Origin of the sequence: Streptomyces venezuelae (assembly GCF_008642355.1) — a bacterium.
Taxonomy (GTDB): domain Bacteria; phylum Actinomycetota; class Actinomycetes; order Streptomycetales; family Streptomycetaceae; genus Streptomyces; species Streptomyces venezuelae_B.
Window position 1 is genome coordinate 3,447,678 of the sequence record NZ_CP029193.1, and the last position, 18,677, is coordinate 3,466,354.

Sequence of the window (18,677 nt, forward strand, 5' to 3'; positions counted from 1 at the left end):
TCAGACGGGCAGCCACCAACGCGCCTTGTAGATTCCGCCGTCGACCAGCTTGTAGGCGGACTCCGGACGGTGCACGCTCACCGTCGTGGTCCACCAGGTCTCCCCGAGACCGGGCTCCGGGACGGTGGTCAGGACCTGCCCGGTGCGCGGATCGTCGCCGACGGCCTTCACGGACTTGCGGGAGATCTCCGCGGCCCCCGCGTAGTCCCGCACGAAGACGCGGCCCTTCGTCTCGTACTGGAAGACGGCCGCGTTGGTCGTCACCCACAGCCGCCCCGGGCGCCCGGCGACGGGGAACAGGTCGTGGCCCCCGGGGGTCTTCCCCGGCGTGCCGACCGGCAGCCCGACCGCGTACGTCCGCTCCAGCGTCGGCCGCGCGGCCGTCCCGCCGACCTCGTACGTCACCAGCTCGTCGTCACCGAGCGCCCGGAGGACGCCCCGCGCCGCGTCCCAGTGCAGCCCGTGCGCACCCTTCAGCTCAGCCTCCGCGTACCGCGTGGCCCGCGGCCCCTGCGACGCCGCGTACAGCCGCACCCGCGCCCCCGTGCTGCACGCGACGGCCACGTTCCCGTCGGGCAGGATCTCGGCGCTGTGCGGGTTGAACAGGTCGTCGCCGGGCCCGATCGCCGTGCCCCAGTACCGCCTGCCGGTCGGATAGTGGACGACGGCCACGAACCCGAACGACGCCGTCGTCAGGACGTACGCGCGCCGCCGGTGCAGCCGCACCTTCGCCTCGCACGGATACACCCAGCTCACGTCCGGCAGCAGATCCCTGTAGCGGGGGTCGCCGACCGGCGAGAACTCCCAGCGGACGACGGACGGGTCGGCGGCCGGGTCCCAGACGCGGCGCCCCGGATCGAGCACGAGAAGGCGTCTGGAGGCCTGCTCGGTCAGCAGAACGGGCGGCGTACCGACGGGAACCCCGCCGTCGCCGCCCGTCGCGTGCGCGCGCGTGGCGGGCAGCGCCGCCGCGATCCCGGCGCCGGCCGCACCCAGCACGACGGCACGTCTCGAAGGCCTCGAAGGCCTCGAAGGTCTCGAAGGTCTGGGCACGCTCGACATGAAGTCCCCCCGGCAGCTCGGCAGTTGGTCATGTACGCGACGCTTGTACGCGACCGAAATCTGCCATGCCGCCCGCCCCCGGGACAGCCTTCTACCGGACTTTGTGCCCGGGTCCGCCCGCCCACCACACCGATGGAGGACGTACGGCCAGGAATGGCCTACAGGTCGTAGACCACCGTCACGGGCGCGTGGTCGCTCCACCGCTCCCCGTGACTCGCGGCACGCTCCACGTACGCCTTCAGGGCGCGCTCCGCGAGCCCCGCCGTCGCGACCTGGTAGTCGATGCGCCAGCCCGTGTCGTTGTCGAAGGCGCGCCCGCGGTAGGACCACCACGAGTAGGGGCCCTCGACGTTCGGATGCTGCGCCCGCACGACGTCCTCGTACTCCGCGAAGACCTCGTCCATCCAGGCGCGCTCCTCCGGCAGGAACCCGGAGTTCTTCTTGTTGCCCTTCCAGTTCTTGAGGTCGGCCTCCTTGTGGGCGATGTTCCAGTCGCCGCAGACGACGACGTGGCGCCCGTCGGCGGCGGCCCGCACCTTGAGCTCCTTCAGGTAGCCGAGGAACTCGTCCATGAAGCGGACCTTCTCGTCCTGCCGCTCGGTGCCGACCTCGCCGGAGGGCAGGTACAGGCTGGCCACGGTGAGGCCCGGCAGATCCGCCTCGACGTACCGGCCGCTGCCGTCGAACTCCTGCGACCCGAAGCCGACCCGCACCCGGTCCGGCTCACGGCGCGTGTACAGCGAGACACCGGCGCGCCCCTTGGCGGCGGCGGGCGCGTGCACGACGTGCCAGCCCTCGGGGGCCCGCACCTCGTCGGGCAGCTGGTGCTCCTCGGCCCGCACCTCCTGGAGGCACACCACATCGGCCGAGGTGCCGGCGAGCCACTCCACGAAGCCCTTCTTGGCGGCGGCGCGCAGCCCGTTCACATTCACGCTGGTCACAGTGAGCATCCCGGCACGATACCGGCCCTTACCGGCACACTGGTCCGGCACCACCGTCACCACACCCGACAGCCGAAACGCATAGAAGTACGATGGAGCGCATGACTATCCAGACGAATGCCGCCGACACCGTCACCGCCACCGGGATACACCTGCGCACCGTCACGTTCGCGCACCCCGACGCGGTCCGGCTCAACGACCTCGTCCAGCTCGAATACGCGGAGCGCTATGGCGACGAGGGGGACCTCACACCCCTCGACCCGACCATGTTCGAGCCACCACGCGGCCGCTACTTCATCGCGTACGACGAGCACGGCACCGCACTTGCCACGGGCGGCTGGCGCGGCATGGACGAGAACGAGGAGAACTACCGGGACGGCGACGCCGAGCTGAAGCGGATGTTCGTCACCGCGGAGGCCCGCGGCCTGGGCCTCGCCCGCCGGATACTCGCAGCGCTGGAGGCCGACGCGAAGGCGGCGGGCCGGGTCCGCATGGTCCTGGAGACGGGCACGAAGCAGCCCGAGGCGATAGCCCTCTACACCTCCAGCGGCTACACCCCCGCCGCGGAGAAGTTCGGCCTCTACCGCTTCGACGACCTCAGCCGCTGCTACGAAAAGCTCCTGTAGCCGGCCCGGCTCCCCTCCTTGGCGGCCGACCGCATATCGAGCACGGCCTCGGCCCCGCCCTCCGCCGGATTGCCGAACCGCAGCCCGGCTCCGAGCACCCGCGCCTGCCCCTGCGCGATGGTCAGCCCGAGCCCGAGGCCCACGCCCTTCTCGCCGCACCCGCTCCGGAACCGCTGCGGCCCGCCGGACAGCAGGGACTCCGGAAAGCCGCTGCCGGAGTCCCGCACCCGCACCACCCCGCCGTCGACCTCGACCGTCACCGGCGCCGCCCCGTGCCGCAGCGCGTTGCTGACGAGGTTGGCGACGATCCGCTCCACGCGCCGCGGATCCGTCACCACCTCCACGTCCCGCACGACGGACACGGTCACGCCGTCCGCACCCGCGGCCCCGGCGGCAGCCGACCTGCGCACGAGCGCCGCCAGCCCGCACTCCTCGGCCGCGACCTGCTCCCCCGCGCCGTCGAGCCGCGCCACCTCGATGACGTCGTCGACGAGTTCCCGCAGCCGTCCCGCCGACTCCCGCACCAGCTCGGAGGGCCGTCCCGGCGGCAGCAGCCCGGCCGCCGTCACCATGCCCGCCACCGGCGTGCGCAGTTCGTGCGCGATGTTCGCCGTCACCTCGCGCTCGGCCTGCAACCGGGCGGCGAGCGCGTCGGCCATGGTGTTCACGGCGGACGCCAGCCGAGTGATCTCGTCGTTGCCGCGCAGCGGAAGCCGCGCCGTCAAGTCGCCCTCCGCGATGCGCTGCGCCGCCCCGGCCTTGGCCCTGAGCCGCCGCCCGAGCCGGGTGGCGACGAGCAGTCCGGCGACACAGGCGAGCGCGGTCCCGAACCCGCCCGAGATCCACAGCACCCGGTCCAGGTCCCGTACGGTATCCGCCTCCCTGTCGTAGGGCCGCTTCAGCGCGATGACCTCCTTGCCGTACTTGGTGGCCGCCCAGAGCTGCGGAATGCGCCCGGTCCGGTCCAGGTAGACGCCCCACCGCCCGTTCGCCACGGCCCCGGCGAGCGGCCCCGGCAGGTCGACGGGGTCGATGAGGGTACGGTCCCCGTCGACCCCGGCCGCGTGGTCCTGCACGGCGGTCTGCAGCCGGTCCCCGATCTGGCTGCGCGCGCCCGCGTACTGCGCTTCGACGGTGCGATGGTGGACGAGCAGCCCCATCACGACGGACACCAGCGCGGCCGTGCCCGCGATGGCGAGACCGATCTTGGTGCGAAGTCCCATGCCGTTCCCGCTCCCCGCGCCCTCAGACATCCGGGATCGACAGCCGGATCCCCTGGAACTGCACGTTCACCGCCGCCGCGGGAAGGTCCTCCGGCTTCTTGGGCTCGACGGTCGCCCGCCGGTAGTACGCCATGCGCTCCTGCTGTTCGAGACCGCTGAGCGTCAGCGTCGCGTCGTACGGATCGTCGGCGCACCCGCGACCGCACCAGGGCCCGCCGAGCTTCCCGGTGGCCCGCGCGGTGGGCCCGCCCCAGTCCCGCCAGCTCAACTGCGAGACGACGACGTACTCGGTGAGCTGAGCCGACGTCGGCTGCTGCAGCGCGACCCCGGCCGCGTCCGCGATGTAGACGGGCCCGGCCACCCGCGAGGGCTGCAACGCGGGCCCCTCCACATGGAGCCCCCGAGGCTCGGCGACACACCCGCCCAGCGCCGGCACGACCAGGACGATCAGCACGACAGGCGATGCGACAGAAACCCTCAAAGGGGACAGCATGCGTCAAATGTAACCGGGGAGACGCTCGTCACACGCGGATTGCGCGGGCAACGCAAAGATCCCGCCCAGTTCGAAGAACTGGACGGGATCTCATGTGCAGTGGACCTGTGGGGATTTGAACCCCAGACCCCCTCGATGCGAACGAGGTGCGCTACCAGACTGCGCCACAGGCCCTTGCAACGAGTGAAACTCTAGCATCCCGATCGGGGTGCTTGGAAATCCGTTCCTGGCTGGTCAGCCCAGGGGGACCGCTCGGTCCCTCACTCGTTCGCCGCGCGCGGCCGGTCGCCGTCCTCGTACTGGTCGAAGAGCGGCGTGCGGCCGCGCTCGCGGGCCCGCCGCGCGGACGCCGCCCGGCGCTTGTCACTGCGGCCGCCCGCGGCGTCGGGACCGTCGGCCGCGTCGATGTCGCCGGGACCCGCCTCACGTTCGGCGGCGGGCGCGGCGGTCGGCTCCGCCGTGCTGGAGCGGGTCGCGCTCCACGCGTCGGGCGCGCCCAGGTCGACGCTGCCGGTGGCGCGCGGGGCGACCGGCGCGGTCACGTACGTCGGCAGCGGAACCGGGACCGGGTCCCAGCTGTCGCCGCGGCCGGGGCCGCGCTGCCGCTCGCGCTGCTGGTCGACCCACTCGGCGTGGTCGGTCTGCTCGACGAGAGCACGGCGGTCCGCGGCGAGCGCCGAGAGTCCGGTCTCCGTCCCGGACGCCGGGCCCTCGTCCGCCGCCTCGTCGGCCGTCGGCTCCGCGGGCCTGCGCCGGGGCTGCCGCTCACGCAGCCGCTGCGCCGCGACCTCGGCCCTGCGCCGGTCCATCGTGTACGTGAAGCGGCGCCGTTCCTGGCCGCGCAGGTAGACGATGTACGCGCTCAGAAGCACGGCGGGCACGGCGGGCGCCCACAGGAACGCGAGCCCACCGACCGCGGCGACGATCGTGCCGATGGTGAAGGCGAGGAAAAGGAGAACCGTCGTACGGCGGCGCCGGGCGAGCACCTTGGTGCGCCGGGCGCGTGCGGCGGCCTCGGCCGACGCGGCGCGCTGCGCGGGTGTCCCGCGGGACGGTGCGCCGGTCGCGGGCGCGGGTTCCCGCTTCCGCTGCCGTACGGGCTCCCGCTCATGCGCGGGCTCCCGCTCACGCAGGGGCGCGCGCTCGCGTTCGGGTTCTCGCGCGGGTTCTCGCTCCCGTTCGGGCCCGCACTCGGTCAGGGGCGCGACGAAGGACCGGACGTCCACCGAGCCGGTGATGCCGTCCGGGTCGTCGAGCGACTCCCCTTCCTCGGGCGAGCGCGCTTGCAGGTCCTTGGCGTATCGGCGCTCCATCCCCGCCCGTCCGGACAGCAGCCGGATGGCGGTGCTGAAGCGTTCCGTCGGACGGGCTTCGTTCAGCTCGTCCTGCCTACGGAGCCACATCGGCACCAAGTAGGCGGCCCAGGCCCCGACGATGACTGCGTAGATGAGGCCGCTGCTGCTCACGCTCACACGGTAGAGGGGTTTGTGTGAGGCCATCTGCCAATTGCGCCGGTGTGTCGCACGATCTGGCTGATATCTCGAACTTTTTTTGTGACTGGTGCGATCAACGGGCCACCGGGAGCGGGGAATTAATGCCTGAGACAAGTCTCATACGCGTCTCAGACGGCCGTTCGGAGTTCAATTTCGAACACTTATTTCATTTACCGGGGTCGAGAACCGGCCGGGGCGGTGCACAGGTCCGGACCAGCTCCTACGCCGTCTTGCGAGGTCGTGCCTCGTGCCAGCGGCGCAGCAGACCTTCCGGAACCTCTTCGGTCGTGAGCGCGAAGACGAGGTGATCGCGCCACGCTCCGTCAATGTGCAGATACCGCGGGCGAAGTCCCTCCTCGCGGAATCCGAGTTTCTCCACGACCCGTCGGCTCGGTGTGTTCTCGGGGCGAATGCAGACCTCGATACGGTGCAGCCCGACCGAGCGGAAGCAGTGGTCGACGGCGAGCGCGACGGCGGTCGGCATGACCCCGCGGCCCGCGACGGACCGGTCGACCCAGTAGCCGACGTGGCCCGAGCACATCGAGCCCCAGGTGATCCCGGCGACGGTCAGCTGGCCGACGAGGCGGCCCTGGTACTCGATGACGAAGGGCAGCATCCGGCCCGCGTTGGCCTCGGCGCGCAGGTGACGGACCATCTGCCGGTAGGTGGGACGGTGCACGATCGGGCCGGTCGGGGTGGGCGGCGGGATCGTGGCCTCCCAGGGGCGCAGCCAGTCCCGGTTGCGCCGGTTGACCTCGCGCCAGGCCCGCTGGTCACGCATCTTTATGGGACGGAGGGCGATGTCGCCGTCCGTCAGCTCGACGGGCCAGGAGGAGCCGTTCAGCTCGCACCCCCCGGCGGACCGGGATGGTCGCCGCCGCGCAACTGGTCGACGGCGTGCCGCAGCAGCGGCTCCAGGACGGCGAGGCCGTCGCGTACGCCTCCGGTGGAGCCGGGCAGGTTCACGATGAGCGTCCGGCCCGCGACGCCCGCGAGCCCCCGCGAGAGCACGGCCGTGGGGACCTTCTCCCTGCCGTACGCCCGGATCGCCTCGCCGATGCCCGGCACCTCGTGGTCGATGACGCGGCGAGTGGCCTCGGGGGTGCGGTCGGTGGGCGAGATGCCGGTGCCGCCGGTGGTCAGGATGACGTCGTAGCCGGCCTCGGCGCCCGCGCGCAGGGCCTCTTCGACGGGGTCGCCGTCGGGGACGACCCGCGGTCCGTCGACGGCGAAGCCGAGGGCGGTGAGCCCCTCGACGAGGATCGGTCCGCCCCGGTCGGCGTAGACACCCGCGGCGGCACGGTTCGACGCGGTCACGACGAGCGCGCTGTACGGCGCGAGCAGGGCACCGCCCACCGCGGTGTCCGGTGCCGTCTGCCGCGGCGCCTCGCCCGGCTCCCGGCCCGCCTGCGATGCCGCGTCGTGCTCCACGCGTGCGTGCCCGTGCGGTGCGTCGGACCGGTCCCCGGTGTCACCCGCGCTCACGCCCCGGCTCCTTCCCTGTTCCACGTCCCCGACTTGCCGCCGGTCTTCTCCTCGACCCGGACGTCCGTGATGACGGCGCCCTTGTCGACGGCCTTCACCATGTCGACCACCGTGAGGGCGGCGACGCTGACGGCGGTGAGGGCCTCCATCTCGACGCCCGTGCGGTCGGTCGTCTTCACGGTGGCGAGGATCTCCACGGCGTCGTCGGCCACGGAGAGGTCGAGCTTCACTCCGGAGACGGCCAGCGGGTGGCAGAGCGGGATCAGGTCAGGGGTGCGCTTGGCCCCCATGATCCCCGCGATCCGCGCGGTCGCCAGGGCGTCCCCCTTGGGCACGCCCTCGCCGCGCAGCAGCTCGATCACGCGCGGCGAGACCAGGACGCGGCCGCTGGCGCGGGCGGTGCGGGCCGTGACGTCCTTGGCGGACACGTCGACCATGCGGGCGGCGCCCGCCTCGTCGATGTGGGTCAGTCGCTGCTGCTCAGGGGCTCCGGGGGTGTTCCCCCGGGAAATCGCGGTCATGTGCTTGGCGCTCCCGGTCCGGGCCCCGCGCGGTGCGGCGCGCGGGCCTGTTGTGCGCGACACGGTACCGCGCGGGTGGCCTTCTCAGCCGAGCAGGACCACTTCGACCTCGGCGGCGGGCTCCACCGACGTGGTGTCCTCGGGGATGACGATCAGCGCGTTCGCGTGCGCGAGAGCGGCGATCAGGTGTGAGCCCGACCCGCCGACGGGTGTCACGCGGCCCGCCTCGGCGTCGTACTTCCCGCGGAGGAACTGGCGGCGTCCCTCGGGAGAGGACAGGGCCTTGTCGGAGAGGAGCTCCGCGCGCGTGGTGGTCCTGTGCACCTCGGGCAGGCCCATGAGGGTGCGGATCGCGGGGCGCACGAAGAGCTCGAAGGAGACGTACGAGGAGACCGGGTTGCCCGGCAGTGCGAGCAGCGGTGTGTGGTCGGGGCCGATGGAGCCAAAGCCCTGGGGCTTGCCCGGCTGCATGGCGATCTTGCGGAACTCGACGCCGCTGCCCGCCCCGATGCCGTCCTCGTCGTCGGGGTCACCGATCGCGGAGAGGGCCTCCTTCACGACGTCGTACGCCCCCACGCTGACGCCGCCCGTGGTGACGATGAGGTCGGCGCGGATCAGCTGGTCCTCGATGGTGGAGCGCAGCGTCTCGGCGTCGTCGGCGACGGCGCCCACGCGGTAGGCGATGGCTCCGGCGTCGCGGGCCGCGGCGGTGAGGGCGAAGCTGTTGGAGTCGTAGATCTGGCCGTCCGCCAACTGTTCGCCCGGCTGGATCAGTTCACTGCCGGTGGACATGACGACCACGCGCGGGCGGGGGCGCACCTTCACCGTCCCGCGGCCGATCGCGGCGAGGAGGGCGATCTGCGGGGGGCCGAGGACGGCGCCCGCGGCCAGGGCGCGGTCGCCCGCCTGGACGTCGCTGCCGCGGGCCCGCACGTGCGCGCGTGCCGCGGCGGGGCGGTGCACGCGGACCTCGCCGGACGCGCCCTCGGGGGCGGCGCTGTGGGCTCGCATTCCGGAGACGGGGCCCTCGCCGAGGCCTCCGTCGGTCCACTCCACGGGGACGACGGCCTCGGCGCCGGGCGGCAGTGGGGCGCCGGTCATGATGCGGGCGGCCTGGCCGGGGCCGACGGTGGGCTGCGCGCCCGCGCCCGCGGCCACGTCGCCGACGACCGTGAGGACGGCGGGGAACTCCTCGCTCGCGCCCGCGACGTCGGCGACCCGCACCGCGTACCCGTCCATGGAGCTGTTGTCGAAGGGCGGCAGCGAGACGGGCACCGTCACGTCCTCGACCAGGACGCAGCCCTGCGCGTCCAGGAGTTGGAGCTCGATGGGTTCGAGCGGGCGGACGGCTTCGAGGATGTCGTCCAGATGCTCTTCCACCGACCAGAACGCGTTCTGGCCGGTGGGCGGTGTCGTCGTGCTGCTGCTCAAAGTGCTACATCTCCTCGGTGACGTAACTGCGAAGCCAGGACTGGAAGTCCGGTCCCAGATCTTCACGTTCGCACGCGAGTCTGACAATGGCACGCAGATAGTCGCCGCGGTCGCCGGTGTCATAGCGGCGGCCCTTGAAGACGACGCCGTGGACCGGGCCGCCGATCTTCTCGTCCGCCGCGAGCTGCTGCAGGGCGTCGGTGAGCTGGATCTCGCCGCCGCGGCCCGGCTCGGTCGTGCGCAGTACGCCGAAGACGGCGGGGTCGAGTACGTAGCGCCCGATGATCGCGTAGTTCGACGGGGCGTCGGCGGCGTCGGGCTTCTCGACCAGGTCGGTGACCTTGACGACGTCGCCGTCCTCGGTGCCGTCGACGGCGGCGCAGCCGTAGAGGTGGATCTGCTCGGGGGCCACCTCCATGAGGGCGATGACGCTGCCGCCGTGCCTCTCCTGGACCTCGACCATGCGGGCGAGCAGGGGGTCGCGCGGGTCGATCAGGTCGTCGCCGAGGAGCACGGCGAACGGCTCGTTGCCGACGTGCGGAGCGGCGCACAGGACGGCGTGACCGAGCCCCCTGGGGTCGCCCTGGCGGACGTAGTGCATCGTCGCGAGGTCGCTGGACTCCTGGACCTTGGCGAGTCGCGCCTCGTCGCCCTTCTTCAGGAGGGCCGACTCCAGTTCGTAGTTGCGGTCGAAGTGGTCCTCCAGCGGGCGCTTGTTGCGACCCGTGATCATGAGGACGTCGTCGAGACCCGCGGACACGGCCTCCTCGACCACGTACTGGATCGCCGGCTTGTCGACGACCGGCAGCATCTCCTTGGGCGTGGCCTTGGTGGCCGGCAGGAAGCGCGTGCCGAGACCTGCGGCGGGGATGACCGCCTTGGTGATCCGGCCGTGGGGGGGCTGAGACTCAGTCATGCCGTCACCATATCCGGTGCGTATGTGTGGAATCTGTGGGTCCGGATTATTCGTCGGCATTGCGCCGACCAGGAAGGAATTGCGTGATCCCCATGAACGGAACCAGCCCTACCGATGCCGAAGGACAGCCAACCAAGCGCACGTTGCGGCGAGGCTTCCTCGCGGTGAGAAACGGGTTGACTGAGGATGACGCGCGGAAGGCGGCCGCGGTTCTCGCCGACCGCGCACTCGACCTGCCGGAGCTCGCCGACGCGCGGACCGTCGCCGCGTACGTGTCCGTGGGCCGCGAACCCGGCACCGGCCCCCTGCTCGACGCCCTCCACGCGCGCGGCACCCGCGTCCTGCTGCCGGTGCTGCTCCCGGACAACGACCTGGACTGGGGCGCGTACGACGGGACCGGCTCCCTCACCCGCGTACATCATGCCGGGAAGATGGCCCTCTTGGAGCCGTCCGGGCCGCGCCTCGGGCCGGACGCCGTCCTGGAGGCGGACGCCGTGCTGCTGCCGGGGCTTGCCGTGGACGCGCGCGGGATGCGGCTCGGGCGGGGCGGCGGATCGTACGACCGCGTCCTCACCCGGCTGGAGCGCGCGGCCGCCGGTCCCGCGCTCGTGGTGCTCCTGTACGACTCGGAAGTCGTCGCGCACCTCCCCGACGAGGAGCACGACCGGCCGGTGCACGCCGTCGTGTCGCCGTCGGGGGCGCGCCGGTTCCGCTAAGGCACCGCCTGTATGCCGAAAGGGCCCTCCACGCGTGCGTGGAGGGCCCTTTCAGGATGTGCCGTTTCCCGGTCTCAGGGACGCAGGACCAGCTTGTCGCTGGTGCTGCCCTCGACCGCCTTGTCCGAGAACACCCACGGCAGCAGTTCGCCCTTGGTCCACTTCTCCGTCTGGTCGGTGTAGTGGTCGTTGTAGGCGTGCCCCGACGCGCCGGTGAGGTTGATCCACTTGGACTTGTCGAGGTCCTTGAGGTTCACCACCATGCGCATGGAGGGCACCCAGAGCACTCCGTAGCCGCCCGCCGCGTTCCAGCCGGTCGCGTTGACCGCCGCCTCGCCGCCGCCGAGGTTCCAGGGGCCGCGGTTCAGGACCCACTGCAGCCAGCCGGGACCGTCGGTGCCGAGCGTCTGGTTCTTCAGTTCGAGCCGGTGCAGACGGCCCCAGCTCCACGAGTCGACGTCCTTGCCGAGCTTGGCCGTCAGGTCCCAGCGCGCGTCCTCGAGGGCCCGCTCGAACAGCTGGTCGCGGGTCTTGGTCTCCTCGTCGGTGCGGGTCCCCGGCGACTTCCACCAGGCGTTGGTCTCGTCGTCGATGATCTTGCGGATCACCTCGTAGTAGCGGTCGCCGCCGTCCGGCTGGGCCGAGTCGGCGTCGCGCTCACCGCACTCGCGGACCTTCTTGCCCTCGTCGGCCGGGCCGGTGTTGCCGGCCGGCTCGACGGTCAGGCACTGGCCCTTGACGCGCAGTTCCTTGGGGAGCTTGTTGCCGATGGCCAGCTTGAGGATGTTGCGCCAGACCGAGTTGAAGTACGCGGCGGCCGCGGAGTCGGCGTCCTGGGTGTAGTCCCAGCCCTCCAGGAGCTTCTGCGCCTCGCGGACGTACTTGTCCTTGACGTCGATCTTCAGCAGCTTGGGCACGAGCAGCTTGGCGATCTCGCTGCTGTTGTCCATCTGCATGAGGCGCATGTCCTCGGTGGAGATCTTGCCGCCGTTCTTGATCTTCGACTGGATGAGGTCGTCGATCCGCTGGCTGCGCGCTCCGTAGCCCCAGTCCGAGGTGAGCTTGTACGGGTAGTCGGCCTTGTCGCGGTCGTCGATCACGGCCTGGTTGGCGGTGACGATGTAGCCGCGCTTCGGGTTGTACTCGTACGGCAGCGCGTCCTGCGGGATGTAGCCGGTCCAGCGGTACGAGCGGTCCCAGCCCGGCGCGGGGAGCGAACCGTCGCCCTTGCCGCGCTTGGGGATCCGGCCGGGCGCCTGGTAGCCGATGTTGCCCTCGGTGTCGGCGTAGATCAGGTTCTGGGACGGCACTTCGAAGGAAGCGGCCGCCTTGCGGAACTCCGTGAAGTTCTTCGCCTTGTTCAGCTCGAAGACGGCGTCCATGGACTTGCCCGGGTTCAGCGCGGTCCAGCGCAGCGCCACTCCGTAGCCGTCGCCCCGGTCGGGGGCCGCGGTGTCCACGCCGGCCTTCTTGCCGACCTTCACCAGCTCGTCGTCGCGGTCGGAGATCAGCGGCCCGTTGTTGGTCTCGCGGACCGTGATCTTCTTGTCCTTGCCGCCGGCGACCTTGATGGTCTCCTCGCGGGAGACGAAGGGCTTCACCTTGCCGTCGTACTGGTAGCCGTCCCCGGTGAACTTCTCCAGGTACAGGTCCGTGACGTCGGCGCCCAGGTTCGTCATGCCCCAGGCGATGTCCTGGTTGTGGCCGATGACCACGCCCGGCATGCCGGAGAACGTGTAACCCGAGACGTCGTACCGGCACTTCTCGGAGACAGAGCGGCAGTGCAGGCCCATCTGGTACCAGACGGAGGGCAGCTGCGGCGCCAGGTGCGGGTCGTTCGCGAGGAGCGGCTTGCCGGTGATGGTGTGCTTGCCGGAGACGACCCAGGAGTTCGAGCCGATGCCGTTGCCGTTCGGGCCCAGGATGGCCGGGACCTCGTCCAGGGCGCCGGAGACTCCGTTGAGCTGCGACTGAAGCGTGTTGGGGGGCTCGGCGCCGCCCGCGAGGCCCGTACCGGCCGCGCCGCCGGTGCCTGTGCCGGTTCCGGTTCCGGTTCCGGTGCCTGTGCCCGTCCCGGTGCCTGTGCTGCCGGTTCCGGACGTTCCCGTTCCCGTGCCGGTGCCGGTGCCGGTGGGCTTGGCGTCGGGGTCGTACTCGCCGGTGACGCTGCTGAAGGCGCCCTCCCGCACGACGGGCTTGTTCCGCTTGTACGGGTACTCGGGGTACAGGTCCTTGATCTGCGACGGGCCGAGACGGCTCGTCATCAGCGAGCGGTCGATCTCGTCCTGCATGTTGCCGCGCAGGTCCCACGCCATGGCCTTGAGCCACGCCACGGAGTCGACGGGGGTCCACTCCTGCGGCTTGTAGTCGTTCTCGAAGCCGAGCGCCGCGTACTCGACGGAGATGTCCTTGCCGTCCTTGCCGGCGAGGTAGGCGTTGACTCCCTTGGCGTACGCCTGGAGGTATTTCTTCGTCTCCGGCGAGAGCTTGGAGTCGTACTCCTTCTTCGCCACCCGGTGCCAGCCGAGCGTGCGCAGGAATTCATCGGTCTTGACCTGGCTCTTCCCGAACATCTCGGAGAGCCGCCCGGAGGTCATGTGACGGCGGACGTCCATCTCCCAGAAGCGGTCCTGCGCCTGGACGAAGCCCTGGGCCATGAAGAGATCCGCGTCCGACTCGGCGTAGATCTGCGGGATTCCGTTCCCGTCGCGCTTCACGTCCACGGGCCCCGCGAGCCCGTCGAGCTTGATCGTTCCCTTGGTCTGCGGGAAGGAGGCACGCACGGTACTGACGCTCCAGTACGCGCCGAAGCCGATGCCTCCGACGATGGCCAGGACCAGGACGATCACGACGAGTCGGGCTCGGCGCCCCTTCTTCTTGCCGGACTTATGACCGGAAGAGGCGTTGGTGTTGGAGGGCATCGCTGTCCTTGCTGTCCTTACGCGAGCGGCAGGGCGGGCTGTGCTGTCGACTTGGGCGGCTCTGGGAGCGCAGGAGCAACCATAGGCGCAGGGCGTCGGCGCTCCGGACGCGGAGTCAGGAACCGGGCCCCCTTGAGATCGAATAGTCATTCGACGGCGTCAAGAAAGCGTTAACAATTAGGTAAGGTAACGAAGTACTCCTACGTAGACACTCGACTCCCCCGGAGGACCTCTACGTAGTACGCGGTTTCACGGAGGAAGGAACGGCCCCTGACTGTCCACCACCTCAACCAGCTCCTGCTCGTCTGCTCGCTCGTTCTGCTCGTCGCCGTCGCGGCGGTCCGCATCTCGTCGCGCAGCGGGCTCCCCAGCCTGCTGCTGTACCTGGGCATCGGCATCGCCATGGGCCAGGACGGCGTCGGCGACGTCCACTTCGACAATGCCGAACTGACCCAGGTCATCGGCTATGCCGCCCTGGTCGTGATCCTCGCGGAGGGCGGCCTCGGGACGAAGTGGAAAGAGATCAAACCCGCATTGCCCGCGGCGGCCGTGTTGTCGACCGTCGGCGTCGCGGTGAGCGTCGGCATCACCGCGGCGGGCGCCCACTATCTCGTGGGCCTCGAGTGGCGCCAGGCGCTGATCATCGGTGCGGTGGTCTCGTCCACGGACGCGGCAGCGGTCTTCTCGGTGCTGCGCAAGGTGCCGCTTCCCTCGCGCGTGACGGGTGTCCTGGAAGCGGAGTCGGGGTTCAACGACGCCCCTGTGGTGATCCTCGTCGTGGCGTTCTCCACGGCGGGACCGGTGGACGACTGGTACGTACTGCTCGGCGAGATCGCCCTGGAGCTGGCGATCGGCGCCGCGATAGGCCTCGCGGTCGGCTGGCTCGGCGCCTACGGCCTGCGGCACGTGGCGCTGCCCGCCTCCGGCCTGTACCCCATCGCCGTCATGGCCATCGCCGTCGCCGCGTACGCCGCGGGCGCCATGGCACACGGCAGCGGATTCCTCGCCGTCTACCTCGCCTCGATGGTGCTCGGCAACGCGCGGCTGCCGCACTGGCCGGCCACCCGCGGGTTCGCCGAGGGCCTCGGCTGGCTCGCCCAGATCGGCATGTTCGTCCTGCTCGGCCTGCTGGTCACCCCGCACGACCTGCTCGACGACACCTGGCCCGCAATCGTCATCGGCCTGGTCCTGACAGTGGTGGCACGCCCCCTGGAAGTCGTCCTCAGCCTGCTGCCGTTCCGTGTGCCCTGGCCGGAGAAGGCCCTGCTCTCCTGGGCGGGCCTGCGCGGCGCCGTGCCCATCATCCTGGCGACCATCCCGATGGTGAACGGCGTCGAGGACAGCCAGCGCATCTTCAACATCGTCTTCGTCCTGGTCGTCGTCTACACCCTCGTCCAGGGCCCCACGCTGCCCTGGCTGGCCAGGAAGCTGCGTCTGGGCGACTCCTCGGAGGCCGCGGACCTCGGCATCGAGTCGGCTCCCCTGGAGCGGCTCCAGGGCCATCTGCTGTCGGTGGCCATCCCCAAGGAATCGCGCATGCACGGCGTCGAGGTGGCCGAGCTGCGGCTGCCCACGGGGTCCGCGGTCACTCTCGTCGTCCGCGACGGCGAATCGTTCGTGCCGCTGCCGACGACCGTCCTGCGGCGCGGCGACGAACTGCTCGTGGTGGCGACCGACCCGGTGCGGGACGCCGCCGAGAAGCGGCTGCGCGCGGTCGGCCACGGCGGAAAGCTGGCCGGCTGGCTGGGAACCGACGGAGAAAAACACCAATCGTAGGTGGCGGGGGTCTCATCGGCTGCAATCACAGGTGCTAATGGGACTCCCCCCTGTACGATGAAGGGACCTGATCGAACCAACTCTGCCTGATGCAGAGCTGGCGCGACCGTATGGCGGTCGAGGCACCCCCGCAGTGGCGCCCGGCATCTACCGCAGTTCCGCGCAAGAGGACAGCTCTCGGCGCCCCCGCACGGGCGCTACCAGGCGGCAGAAAGGCACGGGCCGTGGCATCCACGGTCACCGAATCCCGCCCGGGCTACGGACAGCTCCTGCGCACCCCTCGCGCCTGGACGTTCCTGCTCCCCGGCTTCGCGGCGCGACAGCCGTTCGCGATGCTGACGATCTCCATCGTCCTGCTGGTGCAGCACACCACCGGCTCGTACGGTGCCGCGGGCGCCGTCTCGGCCGCCACCGGCGTCTCCATGGCGCTGTTCGCCCCCTTCAGCGGCAAGCTCGCCGACCGGTTCGGCCAGCGCGCCGTGCTGCTTCCCGGCGTCCTGGTCCACTCCGCCTCCGTCGTCACCCTGACGGTGCTCGCGCTCTCCGACGCGCCCCTGTGGACGCTGTTCGTGGCCGCCGTGCCCGCAGGCGCCTCCACGCCGCAGATCGGCCCCATGGTGCGCGCCCGCTGGGGCGTCATGCTCCAGGACAGCCCCCTGGCCACCACGGCGGCCGCCTTCGAGTCGGTCACCGACGAGCTGACCTTCGTCCTCGGTCCGCTGCTCGCTACCGCGCTGTGCACCACCATCGACCCCTCCGCCGGACTCCTCACGGAGGCCGGACTCACGCTGGTCGGCGGTCTCCTGTTCGCCGCACAGAAGAGCACCCAGCCCAAGCCTTCCGCGCTGAACGACGAGCACGCACGCGTGGAGCACGTCTCCGCCCTGCGCGTCCCCGGAGTGCGGGTCCTCATCGTCACGTTCCTCGGCATCGGGGCCGTCTTCGGCGGCATGCAGGTCTCGCTCGCCGCGTTCACCGAGTCGATCGGCGAGCCCGGCCTGAACGGTGTCCTGTACGGCACCTTCGCGGCGGGCAACATGCTCTCCGGCGTCGTCTGCGGCGCCATCGCCTGGAAGGTCTCCCCGCAGCGGCGCCTCCTGGTCGGCTACACGGCCCTGACCCTGATGGCCTCCGGTCTGTGGGCGGCGCACTCCGTGCTGCTCCTCGCCGGGCTCGGCCTGCTGGTCGGCGTCTGCATAGCGCCCGCCCTGATCACCGGCTACACGCTGGTCGACAAGCTGGTCGCGCCGACCGGCCGTACGGAGGCCTTCACCTGGCTGACCGGCGCGGTCGCACTCGGCCAGGCGGCCGCCGTGACCGTCGCGGGACAGCTGGAGGACCGCCTCTGGGACGGAGCCGGATTCCTCGTCCCGCTGGGCGGCACGGCGCTGGCCCTGGCGGTCCTCGTGACGCTCCGTTCGCGGCTCGTCCCCAAGGCCCCGGGGCGCACGGTGGCGCGTGGCGTCGGTCACCGCGTGCCGGTGACGGTGGACTGATCCCGCGGAATACGTCACTATGGACCGTCGTTAGCACTCATCGAGTGAGAGTGCCAGGAGGAAGCAAGTGCCGACGTACCAGTACCAGTGCACCGAGTGCGGCGAGGGCCTCGAGGCGGTGCAGAAGTTCACCGATGACGCCCTGACCGTATGCCCCAACTGCGACGGACGCCTCAAGAAGGTGTTCTCGGCGGTCGGCATCGTCTTCAAGGGCTCCGGGTTCTACCGCAACGACAGCCGCGGCTCGTCGTCGAGCAGCACGCCGGCGAACGCCTCGTCGAAGTCGGGATCCGGCTCGTCGTCGTCCACGTCGGACTCGAAGGCCGCTTCGTCCTCCTCGTCCTCGGACTCGAAGTCGTCCGGCTCCTCCGCGGCGTCCACGTCGTCGAGCTCGGCCGCGTAGGACCTCCCGCACACCGTTCCGCCCGACCCCGCCGTCCTCGCGACGGCGGGGTCGTCGGCGTGTGATGCCCCTGTCTGCCCGGCTACTGTGCGGCCATGGCGAACAGGGTGAACACGGCGGACACCGAGCGGGCCGAGATCGGCGTCATAGGCGGCTCCGGCTTCTACTCCTTCCTCGACGACGTGACCGAGGTCCAGGTCGACACCCCCTACGGAGCCCCGAGCGACTCCCTCTTCCTCGGTGAGGTCGCCGGACGCCGGGTCGCTTTCCTGCCCCGGCACGGCCGCGGCCACCATCTGCCGCCGCACCGCATCAACTACCGCGCCAACCTGTGGGCGCTGCGCTCCGTGGGCGTGCGCCAGGTCCTCGGACCGTGTGCGGTCGGCGGACTGCGGGCGGAGTACGGACCAGGAACGCTGCTCGTCCCCGACCAGCTCGTGGACCGTACACAGACACGCGCCCAGACGTTCTTCGACGGGGTCCCGCTTCCCGACGGCAGCGTGCCGAACGTCGTCCACGTCTCGCTCGCCGACCCCTACTGCCCCGTGGGCCGCGACACCGCCGTGCGGGCCGCACGCGCCCGAGGCTGGGAGCCGGTCGACGGCGGGACACTCGTCGTGGTCGAGGGGCCGCGCTTCTCGACCCGGGCGGAGTCGCGCTGGTACGCGGCGCAGGGCTGGTCGGTGGTGGGCATGACCGGCCATCCCGAGGCGGCGCTCGCCCGCGAACTGGAGCTCTGCTACACGTCCTTGGCGCTGGTCACGGATCTCGACGCGGGTGCCGAGACCGGCGAGGGCGTCTCGCACGACGAGGTCCTCCGGGTCTTCGCCGCCAACGTGGACCGGATGCGGGGCGTGCTGTTCGACGCGGTGGCGGGGCTGCCGGAGGGGGACGTGGGCCGGGCCGAGGGCCGTCGTGCGTGTCCGTGCGCGGGGGCGTTGGGCGGGGTGGACACGGGGATCCGGCTGCCGTGAGCAGCGGCCCCGAGCAGGTGGAAGGTCCCCTTCGGGTGAGGGAGTTGTCCACAACCGGCGAGTAGTCCACGGGGCTCAGCGGGGATCGGCGCGGGCCTGCATCGTGAGAGCGGAAGCCGAGCTCCTCGCATCGCAGGCGGTGGTTGTCGTGACGCACGTCCCTCCTCAGACCCGACCGGAACAACACGCGGAACATCACG

General features: G+C 71.1%; 17 protein-coding genes and 1 tRNA gene. 6 read left to right on the plus strand and 12 right to left on the minus strand.

Annotated features, from left to right (window positions below):
* Positions 1 to 999 (minus strand): DUF6528 family protein, encoded by a 999-nt coding sequence (locus tag DEJ47_RS15910; protein WP_223828374.1) that lies wholly within the window; start codon positions 997 to 999, stop codon positions 1 to 3.
* A gap of 221 nt (positions 1,000 to 1,220) precedes the next feature.
* Positions 1,221 to 2,012, minus strand: coding sequence for an exodeoxyribonuclease III (locus tag DEJ47_RS15915; protein ID WP_150168927.1), 792 nt, complete (start codon positions 2,010 to 2,012; stop codon positions 1,221 to 1,223).
* A gap of 92 nt (positions 2,013 to 2,104) precedes the next feature.
* On the opposite strand from DEJ47_RS15915, the gene DEJ47_RS15920 reads away from it, so the two are divergent.
* Positions 2,105 to 2,629, plus strand: coding sequence for a GNAT family N-acetyltransferase (locus DEJ47_RS15920; protein WP_150168929.1), 525 nt, complete (start codon positions 2,105 to 2,107; stop codon positions 2,627 to 2,629).
* On the opposite strand, the gene DEJ47_RS15925 is transcribed toward DEJ47_RS15920, so the two are convergent.
* The 9 genes from DEJ47_RS15925 to galU form a co-directional block, all read right to left on the minus strand.
* The gene (locus DEJ47_RS15925) at positions 2,611 to 3,852 is read right to left on the minus strand and encodes a sensor histidine kinase (RefSeq protein ID WP_150168931.1); all 1,242 of its coding nucleotides are present in this window, start codon (positions 3,850 to 3,852) and stop codon (positions 2,611 to 2,613) included. The genes DEJ47_RS15920 and DEJ47_RS15925 overlap by 19 nt on opposite strands.
* A 22-nt stretch (positions 3,853 to 3,874) precedes the next feature.
* A complete protein-coding gene (locus DEJ47_RS15930; RefSeq protein WP_150168933.1) occupies positions 3,875 to 4,345 on the minus strand; it encodes a hypothetical protein in 471 nt (156 codons plus the stop codon).
* Positions 4,346 to 4,445: 100 nt separating this feature from the next.
* A tRNA-Ala gene (locus DEJ47_RS15935) sits at positions 4,446 to 4,519 on the minus strand.
* Positions 4,520 to 4,605: 86 nt separating this feature from the next.
* On the minus strand, positions 4,606 to 5,811 hold the full coding sequence (gene glpR, locus DEJ47_RS15940) for a gephyrin-like molybdotransferase receptor GlpR (RefSeq protein ID WP_150168935.1): 1,206 nt from the start codon (positions 5,809 to 5,811) through the stop codon (positions 4,606 to 4,608).
* 247 nt (positions 5,812 to 6,058) lie between these two features.
* Positions 6,059 to 6,682, minus strand: a complete 624-nt coding sequence (locus DEJ47_RS15945; RefSeq protein ID WP_150168937.1) for a GNAT family N-acetyltransferase — start codon at positions 6,680 to 6,682, stop codon at positions 6,059 to 6,061.
* Positions 6,679 to 7,194 (minus strand): molybdenum cofactor biosynthesis protein B, encoded by a 516-nt coding sequence (locus tag DEJ47_RS15950; protein WP_150175671.1) that lies wholly within the window; start codon positions 7,192 to 7,194, stop codon positions 6,679 to 6,681. The genes DEJ47_RS15945 and DEJ47_RS15950 overlap by 4 nt, the downstream gene beginning before the upstream one ends.
* A 125-nt stretch (positions 7,195 to 7,319) precedes the next feature.
* The gene (gene moaC / locus DEJ47_RS15955; protein ID WP_150168938.1) at positions 7,320 to 7,844 is read right to left on the minus strand and encodes a cyclic pyranopterin monophosphate synthase MoaC; all 525 of its coding nucleotides are present in this window, start codon (positions 7,842 to 7,844) and stop codon (positions 7,320 to 7,322) included.
* Between the two features lie 84 nt (positions 7,845 to 7,928).
* On the minus strand, positions 7,929 to 9,275 hold the full coding sequence (glp, locus tag DEJ47_RS15960; RefSeq protein ID WP_223828375.1) for a gephyrin-like molybdotransferase Glp: 1,347 nt from the start codon (positions 9,273 to 9,275) through the stop codon (positions 7,929 to 7,931).
* 4 nt (positions 9,276 to 9,279) lie between these two features.
* Positions 9,280 to 10,191, minus strand: a complete 912-nt coding sequence (gene galU, locus DEJ47_RS15965) for a UTP--glucose-1-phosphate uridylyltransferase GalU (RefSeq protein ID WP_150168942.1) — start codon at positions 10,189 to 10,191, stop codon at positions 9,280 to 9,282.
* Positions 10,192 to 10,283: 92 nt separating this feature from the next.
* On the opposite strand from galU, the gene DEJ47_RS15970 reads away from it, so the two are divergent.
* Positions 10,284 to 10,907 carry a 5-formyltetrahydrofolate cyclo-ligase gene (locus DEJ47_RS15970; RefSeq protein WP_150168944.1) on the plus strand — a complete coding sequence of 208 codons (624 nt, stop codon included), beginning with the start codon at positions 10,284 to 10,286 and terminating at the stop codon, positions 10,905 to 10,907.
* A gap of 74 nt (positions 10,908 to 10,981) precedes the next feature.
* Here the strand turns inward: DEJ47_RS15970 and DEJ47_RS15975 are convergent, their stop codons facing one another.
* Positions 10,982 to 13,828 carry a penicillin acylase family protein gene (locus DEJ47_RS15975; protein ID WP_150168946.1) on the minus strand — a complete coding sequence of 949 codons (2,847 nt, stop codon included), beginning with the start codon at positions 13,826 to 13,828 and terminating at the stop codon, positions 10,982 to 10,984.
* Positions 13,829 to 14,098: 270 nt separating this feature from the next.
* On the opposite strand from DEJ47_RS15975, the gene DEJ47_RS15980 reads away from it, so the two are divergent.
* The 4 genes from DEJ47_RS15980 (at position 14,099) to DEJ47_RS16000 (ending at position 18,477) form a co-directional block, all read left to right on the plus strand.
* A complete protein-coding gene (locus tag DEJ47_RS15980) occupies positions 14,099 to 15,604 on the plus strand; it encodes a potassium/proton antiporter (RefSeq protein WP_150168948.1) in 1,506 nt (501 codons plus the stop codon).
* 224 nt (positions 15,605 to 15,828) lie between these two features.
* Positions 15,829 to 17,100 (plus strand): MFS transporter, encoded by a 1,272-nt coding sequence (locus tag DEJ47_RS15990; RefSeq protein WP_150168950.1) that lies wholly within the window; start codon positions 15,829 to 15,831, stop codon positions 17,098 to 17,100.
* 67 nt (positions 17,101 to 17,167) lie between these two features.
* Complete coding sequence (locus DEJ47_RS15995; protein WP_150168952.1) at positions 17,168 to 17,503, plus strand: FmdB family zinc ribbon protein; 336 nt, start codon at positions 17,168 to 17,170, stop codon at positions 17,501 to 17,503.
* Positions 17,504 to 17,598: 95 nt separating this feature from the next.
* Positions 17,599 to 18,477 (plus strand): S-methyl-5'-thioadenosine phosphorylase, encoded by an 879-nt coding sequence (locus DEJ47_RS16000; protein ID WP_150168954.1) that lies wholly within the window; start codon positions 17,599 to 17,601, stop codon positions 18,475 to 18,477.
* Positions 18,478 to 18,677: the final 200 nt, after the last annotated feature.

Bases quoted from the DNA above. Each gene is read 5' to 3' on its own strand.
- DEJ47_RS15915 (WP_150168927.1), bottom strand. From the start codon at position 2,012: ATGCTCACTGTGACCAGCGTGAATGTGAACGGGCTGCGCGCCGCCGCC.
- DEJ47_RS15920 (WP_150168929.1), top strand. From the start codon at position 2,105: ATGACTATCCAGACGAATGCCGCCGACACCGTCACCGCCACCGGGATA.
- DEJ47_RS15925 (WP_150168931.1), bottom strand. From the start codon at position 3,852: ATGGGACTTCGCACCAAGATCGGTCTCGCCATCGCGGGCACGGCCGCG.
- DEJ47_RS15930 (WP_150168933.1), bottom strand. From the start codon at position 4,345: ATGCTGTCCCCTTTGAGGGTTTCTGTCGCATCGCCTGTCGTGCTGATC.
- moaC (WP_150168938.1), bottom strand. From the start codon at position 7,844: ATGACCGCGATTTCCCGGGGGAACACCCCCGGAGCCCCTGAGCAGCAG.
- galU (WP_150168942.1), bottom strand. From the start codon at position 10,191: ATGACTGAGTCTCAGCCCCCCCACGGCCGGATCACCAAGGCGGTCATC.
- DEJ47_RS15970 (WP_150168944.1), top strand. From the start codon at position 10,284: ATGAACGGAACCAGCCCTACCGATGCCGAAGGACAGCCAACCAAGCGC.
- DEJ47_RS15975 (WP_150168946.1), bottom strand. From the start codon at position 13,828: ATGCCCTCCAACACCAACGCCTCTTCCGGTCATAAGTCCGGCAAGAAG.
- DEJ47_RS16000 (WP_150168954.1), top strand. From the start codon at position 17,599: ATGGCGAACAGGGTGAACACGGCGGACACCGAGCGGGCCGAGATCGGC.